This is a genomic window from Prosthecobacter sp., assembly GCF_044222345.1.
Lineage (GTDB): Bacteria > Verrucomicrobiota > Verrucomicrobiia > Verrucomicrobiales > Verrucomicrobiaceae > Prosthecobacter.
On record NZ_JBGANL010000112.1, the window covers coordinates 1 to 7,054 of the forward strand.

Sequence of the window (7,054 nt, forward strand, 5' to 3'; positions counted from 1 at the left end):
CAACCGCCGCTCGAAAGCCTCCTCACATGGCAGCAGCGGCAGGAGCTTCCCAGGCTCGTGCCCACACACCTCACCGTGCCGAGTGGTTCCCATGTGAAGCTGGATTACGATCAGAACGAGACGCCGGTGCTGGCCGTGCGACTCCAGGAGATGTTCGGCTGTCAGGAGACACCGCGCATCGCGGGTGGAAGGGTGCCGGTGATGGTGCATCTGCTCTCGCCGGCGGGACGGCCTGTCCAGGTCACGAAAGACCTGGCAAGCTTTTGGCGCTCGACTTATCAAGAGGTGAAGAAAGAACTGCGAGGCCGCTACCCACGCCACCACTGGCCGGATGATCCACTCACCGCTCAACCCACGAATCGGACAAAACGACGAACGTAGGACCGGGCCCTTCCGCTTGTCCAACCACGCACGTGCGACCGGCGCTTGCTAATCTTCCACAATTGCAGCATTCTACTCGCAGCCTGCACCCACTCTTGCGACCCACGAGATGCCAATGAACCATTTCGCGATTGTCACCGCTTTCGGGCAAGACCGTCCCGGTATCGTCGCCCTGATGGCGGATAGCCTCTACCGACTCGGCTGTAATATCGAAGACACCTGCATGACCCGGCTTCGTGGCGAGTTCACCATGATGCTCATGGTGCGCCTTCCAGAGGGAATCGCCGCCGAGGAGCTTGGCCGACGCCTGACGCCCTATACGACTCCGCTGGACCTTGCCGTCTTGTGCAGAGCAATGCCGGACCAGGCGGCAACCAGGCAGACGGCCCTGGAGGTACCGACGTTCATGTTGTCGGTTTACGGGGCCGATCATCCGGGCATCGTGGCACAGGTGGCCCGCACCGTCGCCCAGCACAACGGCAACATCACCGACATGAATACCCGCGTGGTTGGATCGGGAGAGCGTCCCATCTATGTCATGGTCCTGGAGATTCAATTGTCGGAGGCTCAGCAAGCCGACCAGCTCAGACAGGCCCTGGAACAATTGAAGCCACTGCTGGGTGTTGATTTGACCTTCCGTCTGCTCGAAAGTGTCACCTTCTGATCGTGGCTATCCGTCCGATTCTGCAGTACCCCCATCAGGCACTCAAATCCACGAACGCCGCCGTCGCCCCCTCCGATCCGGCCGTGCAAGCGGTGGTTCAAGATATGCTGGATACGCTCGCCGCGTCACCCGGCGTGGCACTGGCGGCGCCCCAGATCGGGCATGCCGTGCAGGTGATCGTCGTGGACGTCTCACGAAAAAAGGGCGAGAGGGGCCATGGATTGGTCGTGCTGTTGAACCCGGTCATTCTCTCGCTGGAAGGGAAAAAAAGCGTGCGGGAAGGCTGCCTGAGCGTGCCGGACTACACGGGTAATGTGCTGCGCTACGAGGAGGCGCTCGTGGAGGGGATGGCGCCGGACGGCCGGGTCGTCACGGTGAGTGCGTCAGGATTCGAGGCGCTCGCCTTTCAGCATGAAGTGGACCATCTGAACGGCATGCTCTTCCTCGACCGTATTCAGTCACTCAGCACCGATCTCTTCAGACGAAAAAAATAACCCCTGACAACGACCAATTATTTTCTCGGCCGCCATCCCTTGAGACGTGCCGCAATGGCCTCATGTTGTTCCGCGGTGAGCATCGCCGCCAACGCATCACGGCGGAGTCTGGCCCGACTGCTGTCCTGACGACTCGCAAGGGAATACCAGAAGAACGCCTCCAGCACATCCTGCGTCACCCCCTGCCCCTGCTCATACAACATGCCCATGTCGCGTTGCGCCAAGGCGTGGCCCTGGTCGGCCGCCAACTGCAGCCACCTCACCGCTTCGGCCTCATCGGTTTCCCCGAGACTGCCCGTGAGCAAGGCCTGTCCCAACATCCATTGCGCGTTCGCATCGCCCTGCCCGGCAAGCGCCTGCAGCTGATGCTGGGAGGACGGATCGGCCAAGGCCGACGGCAGCGGACAGGACAACAGCACCATCGTCGCCGCCAACAGCCATCGCCATCCGAAATGATTCGTGACCCGCGCTCCCCGTCCGTTCAAGACCGCCCCCCCGTCTGCGACTCTACTCAATGGTCAGCCAACAACGCCTCGGCGGCTTTTCGCCCGGACAGCAGCGCCCCATCCAACGTCCCGGTCTCGACAAGCTGTGCGCGTTGATACAACTTCCCGGCCTCCGCGGCGACGGTGGCCTGATGCCTGCGCCGTGAGGACCTCAATCGGCGGCAGCGCTCTCTTGATGTGATCGGTCCGGAGGTGTCGCCAGACATGCACCTCCTCACCAAACCACTCGCGCAACTGCCGGCGCACCGCTTGCTGGAGATCACCGCCGGCGAAGATGGTTGCCCCGACAAGCTGACCGAAATCAGCGACCGTCCCAAGGGCGCATAACCGGAGGCGACCTCGCTCAAGGCACAGGCGGTGCCTACCGGTCCCTGACCGTCTCCGTTCAGAATCAACCAGGGTCCACGGACCGGTGGAGCGGGCGCGTCGAAATACAGACAGATCGCGTCACGCCGGGCGCGGCCCGCCGGCTATCTTGCGCCTCGTAACGTGGCAGCGGTGGCATCATCCGTGGCCAGGACCAGAACATCGGCGGCGAGTCGTTCACCGGACGCCAGCACCGCGGTGGTGCCGTCCAAGTGACTGACCGCTGCGTTCAATCGGATCGACTCCGTTGGAAGAGTCGCGGCCAGCTGGCTCGCAATCGCGCCCATGCCCTGTTGCGGCAGCGCAATATCGCCGCGAGAGAACGCCGCCCAGACCAATTCAAACAGCCGGCAGGGCGTGGACAACGCCTGATCCAGAAACACGCCATTCAGAAACGGCTGGAAAAAGCGCTGCTGCATGGCGGGAGAAAACCCATAGACCTGCAGGGCCTCCAGCGTGGTGCGCTCGCCTCCGCCCGCCTGCCCACAGAGCTGCCGGCGCAACGCATCCCGACGGAGCCGGAGCACCTTGAGCTTGTCACCGAACGAACCGATCGGGCTCATCATCGTGGAGAGAAGATCCTGCGGACGGCGAAGCGGGTCGCTGATCCGATGAAAACCGCCGGCATACCGCACCATCGCGCCGGGGTGAAACGGCTGGAGTTGCAGCGCGGGATAATCCAACATCCGCCCGGCTTCGGGATAACCGGTCAGAAACACCTGAAACCCTCGATCGAGCTGGAAGCCGTCCACACGATCGGTCCTCACCCGTCCGCCCACGGCATCGGATGCCTCAAGCAGGCTACAGGCGAGTCCGGCCTGCGACAGATGTCGCGCACAAGCCAAGCCGGCAAGACCGGCGCCGACGATGATCACACGAGGATTAGCAGACATGATGGGCGGCATTCTAAACGCAGGGGGGACCAGACTCCAGTTTCCTGACGACGATTCTCAGCCTGCTAGACCGTCTTGCAGGCAATTTTCAACTCCGCCTCCCCGTCACTCCCGGGTGTCACCCGCGACCATTCCCTGGTTCCTTTCCCCGACTGCAAAGGACGACCCTTGCCCATTTGTGTCGCATAGTACTTGGTCTGCAGGGGACGGCTCTTGTGAGCGAGACAATCGATCTGCTTCTTGATGCGCACGGAGCGATAGGTCCCCTGCGGAATCTGCCGATCCACTTTGAAGTCCTTCAGGGTCCAGAGCGTCACGGTCTTGCCGGTCGGACCAACCGTGGCCACATCCACGTAGCCGTCATACTTGTGCGTGCCGCCGACCAGAATCCATTCCGCCGACGCCACGTTGCAAAACAGCAGCGTCGAGAACATCACCAGCACCACGTATTTCAGCATGTTTGCCCCATCACAAGCGTTCAGATACACGTTCCAGAAGCCTCGGGCTATCTTCCTGCTAATAACCTCGGCCGCTGCCTCCATCACGCCTCATACGATCAAAGGGCAGAGCGTCATACCGCTTCTTCACGTCGGGGTGCTGGGAGAGATAGCCTTTGACGGCGACTTCATCGGCCAATACGTCTTTGATCCGCTCACGATAGCTCTCAACCGTCAGATCGTATTTAGCCAGGAGCGGCTCGAGCTTGGCATTGATCTCGACCGTCATTTCCTCCATCCGCTCGGGCGACGGACGCTGCCCCTCTCCATATCGCTCCCACCCCTGAAAGTAGCTGGTCATCAGCTCACCGACCTCGACCCGCGCGTTCACAAACTTCTCCACCTCTGCCGGCTCGGCAGCCCAGCTGGTTCCCACACACTGGACGACCGCGAACAGGATGCCGCTCATCAGACGCGCCGGATTGATCACCATGGTGTCCTCTCGGAGACTGGTCCCTCGTTCGCTGCAAAGCCGCAGCCATCATACCATCACAGGTATGCGACATACATCCAACTGATCCCGGCCCCACGCTCCACAGCAGCTGTAATCGATCGACTTCTCTTTCCGCACTCGGCAGTGTACAGTCACACCATGCGACCGCATCCAGACGTGGCCCTCCGCTTGGCCCGATGAGCATGACCGGCAAACCGCACTTCACACAACGAGATCCGGCGTCGTCCGACAGGGTGCCTCCTCCCCGAAAGCCGGCGCGGAGCATGCCACGCGCGAAGGCAAGCAGCGCGAAACGTGTGACGCTGGATCGACTGCTCTCCAAACTCGGCATTGCCAGCCGGAGCCAGGCACAGGAATGGATCAGGGCCGGACGAGTCCGCATCAATCAACGCCTGGTACGCATGCCGGACACCTGGATCGACTGGCCCGGCGATGCCGTCACCATCGACGATCGACCGGTCCAGCAGCGCCCTCCGCAATTCATTCTCTTCCATAAACCCAAAGGTGTAGTCACGACCCATCAGGACGAGAAGGGTCGAAAGACCATCTTCGATGTACTTCCTCCTGAGCTGAAAAGCCTGCACGCAGTCGGTCGCTTGGATCAGGCGACGAGTGGTCTCCTCCTGCTCACCAACGACTCGACGCTCTCCAGCTTCCTGACCGATCCGAAACAGCAGGTGCCGCGCCTCTATCTAGTCACGGTGCGTGGTGAGGTCTCGGACGAGACAGGCCGGGCAGCGCTTGACGGGGTGGACGATCAGGGCGAGCGGTTGCACTGCGCCTCCGTCACCATTCAGAAACGCTCAGGCCGGGAATCCCATCTGGCCGTCACGTTGACCGAAGGCAAGAATCGTGAGATCCGGCGGCTCTTCAAGGCGCTGGGACATGAGGTGACCAGATTGAGGCGGATTCAATACGGCCCCTTCACCCTCGGCGATCTCCAACCGGGCGCCTGGCGCGAACTCCCGATCGACGCAGCCAGGGCGCAACTCCGGTTGCCGTCATTCAAGCCAGGGCGGACCACTCACTGAAAAGTGGGCGTCATCGCTGATTCCCTACGCTGTTTCCCTCAGGCCCGCCGTCTCCCGGCCGGAGCGAGTGAAAGAACTTGCCAACCTGCTTGCCTGTGCTATGGTGAATACAGCAGCCAACCTGCTTGCCTGTGCTATGGTGAATACAGCACACGAAATTTCGGAGCGTGACCTTCCGCATTGTCGTAAGAGTCGCCCCCAGCTGTAGTCCACCACCAGCAAGACTCGCAGCCACCCTATGACAGGGGAACGGCACACCTGCGATCGCAGGCGGTCTCAATAGAGGAGCACGAGAGCAATGACTCACATGACAAAGCGATTGGCAACCATGGCCACCATGCTGGCGTTTGTCGCAAGCGTCGCCGGACCGGCGATGACCGCTGCGGCCACCCCGGAAAAAACCTCGATCGAGATCAAGGTTCGAGTCAGTGAAAAGGGATTCCTGGATGAGAAGGGCCGACCCTACGGAGCGAAGCGCGCCCTGCAGGTGCCGAAAGATACGCTGGTGAAGATTACCTTCGTGTTCGGTGAAGACATGACCAGCCTGGCCGTGGGAGACACGCACCAGATCACGATCCGGGCCGAAGACGGCTGGAAGCAGGAGACCGGCTCAGTCTGGGTGATGAACCGGGAATCGAGCGTGAGTTTTCTGGCCGGGGAAAAGAACCGAACTCAATATCGCGCCTACTGCATCCTCGACTGCATCGGCATGGAGCATCTCACCAATCTGCTGATCCAAGTCGTCTAACCAGGCTGGTCAACTAGCCTGTCCGGCAAAGCCGCGGTCAAATGAAAACGCTCGGCGTACTGATGCAATACGCCGAGCGGTCGAATTTGTGAGCACGCAGAGTGGTGAGGATTCACCCGCCTGCTAGTAGCCCCGTCCGGTGCTGCCTCCTCCACCCCCACTCATCCGATTCAACGGGAGCGCCTCATACCGTGTCTTCAGATCCGGATGTTGGGCGAGATATCCTTTCACCGCCGCATCATCGGCGAACACGTCTTTGCTGCGCGCGCGGTAATCCTCCAGCGTCAAGCCATGCTTGGACAACAGCGTGGTCAGTTTCGCGTTGATGTCGTCGCCCATCTCCTTCATTTTCTCCGGCGACGGCCGCTGCCCGGCCCCGTAGGACTCCCCGCCCTTGAAATAATTCGTCATCATTTCGCCGATCTCGATGCGGGCGTTCACAAATTTCTCCACATCGGCGGGTTCCGCCGCCAGGCCAGTCCCTGCGAACAGCACGACGCCCAATGAGGCCGTGATAAAGAGACGTGTCGAAAGCTTAGTCATGATGTCCTCTCAGATGGTGAATGAAGATCCGGTCGAGCAACTATCGGCATCATACCATTCTTGCCGTCCGTTTCGAACGGAGGATCGAGCCTCCGGGTCAAGCAGGCGAACGGAACGGGCCGGACAGGGCAGACTCGCACAGACGGAGCCTCCGCTGGTCGGTTGCCTGCAGCGAAGGGTGCGATATCTTACCGCGGCAGGCCTTTCAGAAAATTTCCCAGCACGGTGCGAAACTGGTCGGGATCTTCCGCCATCATAAAATGCCCCGTGTCGAATTCGACGACCTTCGCGCCGGGGATTTGCGCCTGAATCCCCTTGGCGATAGTCGGCGTGGCCACTCCGTCTTTGGCTCCGACCATGATCAGGGTCGGGACGGTGATGCGGCTGAGCCGGCCATGCACGTTGAACTGCGACATGGAAGTCAGCGCCTCCCGGATCACCGTGGCATTCCAGGTGGGGATCCGCTCCAGCAATGGC

Annotated in this window: 12 protein-coding genes; 6 read left to right on the forward strand and 6 right to left on the reverse strand. The window is 61.1% G+C overall.

Annotation, left to right across the window (positions count from 1 at the left end; translation table 11 throughout):
* The 3 genes from ACILSL_RS26425 to def all read left to right on the forward strand — a co-directional run.
* Positions 1-381: ATP-dependent helicase C-terminal domain-containing protein (locus ACILSL_RS26425; RefSeq protein ID WP_395735075.1), on the forward strand; the 381-nt coding region annotated here is incomplete at its 5' end.
* 115 nt (positions 382-496) lie between these two features.
* Positions 497-1,045 (forward strand): glycine cleavage system protein R, encoded by a 549-nt coding sequence (locus ACILSL_RS26430; protein ID WP_395735076.1) that lies wholly within the window; start codon positions 497-499, stop codon positions 1,043-1,045.
* Positions 1,046-1,047: 2 nt separating this feature from the next.
* Positions 1,048-1,539 (forward strand): peptide deformylase, encoded by a 492-nt coding sequence (gene def, locus ACILSL_RS26435; RefSeq protein WP_395735077.1) that lies wholly within the window; start codon positions 1,048-1,050, stop codon positions 1,537-1,539.
* A 17-nt stretch (positions 1,540-1,556) separates the two neighbouring features.
* Here the strand turns inward: def and ACILSL_RS26440 are convergent, their stop codons facing one another.
* Complete coding sequence (locus ACILSL_RS26440; RefSeq protein WP_395735078.1) at positions 1,557-1,961, reverse strand: tetratricopeptide repeat protein; 405 nt, start codon at positions 1,959-1,961, stop codon at positions 1,557-1,559.
* 288 nt (positions 1,962-2,249) lie between these two features.
* Here ACILSL_RS26440 and ACILSL_RS26445 point away from each other — a divergent pair, with 288 nt between their 5' ends.
* A complete protein-coding gene (locus tag ACILSL_RS26445; RefSeq protein WP_395735079.1) occupies positions 2,250-2,372 on the forward strand; it encodes a hypothetical protein in 123 nt (40 codons plus the stop codon).
* Between the two features lie 143 nt (positions 2,373-2,515).
* Here ACILSL_RS26445 and ACILSL_RS26450 read toward each other — a convergent pair whose 3' ends face one another.
* The 3 genes from ACILSL_RS26450 to ACILSL_RS26460 form a co-directional block, all read right to left on the reverse strand.
* Positions 2,516-3,304 (reverse strand): protoporphyrinogen/coproporphyrinogen oxidase, encoded by a 789-nt coding sequence (locus tag ACILSL_RS26450; protein ID WP_395735080.1) that lies wholly within the window; start codon positions 3,302-3,304, stop codon positions 2,516-2,518.
* Positions 3,305-3,369: 65 nt separating this feature from the next.
* Positions 3,370-3,762 carry a surface-adhesin E family protein gene (locus ACILSL_RS26455; RefSeq protein ID WP_395735081.1) on the reverse strand — a complete coding sequence of 131 codons (393 nt, stop codon included), beginning with the start codon at positions 3,760-3,762 and terminating at the stop codon, positions 3,370-3,372.
* A 58-nt stretch (positions 3,763-3,820) separates the two neighbouring features.
* Complete coding sequence (locus ACILSL_RS26460) at positions 3,821-4,234, reverse strand: hypothetical protein (protein WP_395735082.1); 414 nt, start codon at positions 4,232-4,234, stop codon at positions 3,821-3,823.
* 284 nt (positions 4,235-4,518) lie between these two features.
* Between ACILSL_RS26460 and ACILSL_RS26465 the strand changes: the two genes are divergently transcribed.
* Both ACILSL_RS26465 and ACILSL_RS26470 read left to right on the forward strand, forming a co-directional pair.
* Positions 4,519-5,286, forward strand: a complete 768-nt coding sequence (locus ACILSL_RS26465; protein ID WP_395735083.1) for a pseudouridine synthase — start codon at positions 4,519-4,521, stop codon at positions 5,284-5,286.
* A 328-nt stretch (positions 5,287-5,614) separates the two neighbouring features.
* Positions 5,615-6,034, forward strand: coding sequence for a hypothetical protein (locus tag ACILSL_RS26470; RefSeq protein WP_395735084.1), 420 nt, complete (start codon positions 5,615-5,617; stop codon positions 6,032-6,034).
* 123 nt (positions 6,035-6,157) lie between these two features.
* On the opposite strand, the gene ACILSL_RS26475 is transcribed toward ACILSL_RS26470, so the two are convergent.
* Complete coding sequence (locus tag ACILSL_RS26475; RefSeq protein ID WP_013249125.1) at positions 6,158-6,577, reverse strand: hypothetical protein; 420 nt, start codon at positions 6,575-6,577, stop codon at positions 6,158-6,160.
* A 188-nt stretch (positions 6,578-6,765) separates the two neighbouring features.
* On the reverse strand, positions 6,766-7,054 hold a 289-nt coding region (locus ACILSL_RS26480), incomplete at its 5' end, for an alpha/beta fold hydrolase (protein WP_395735085.1).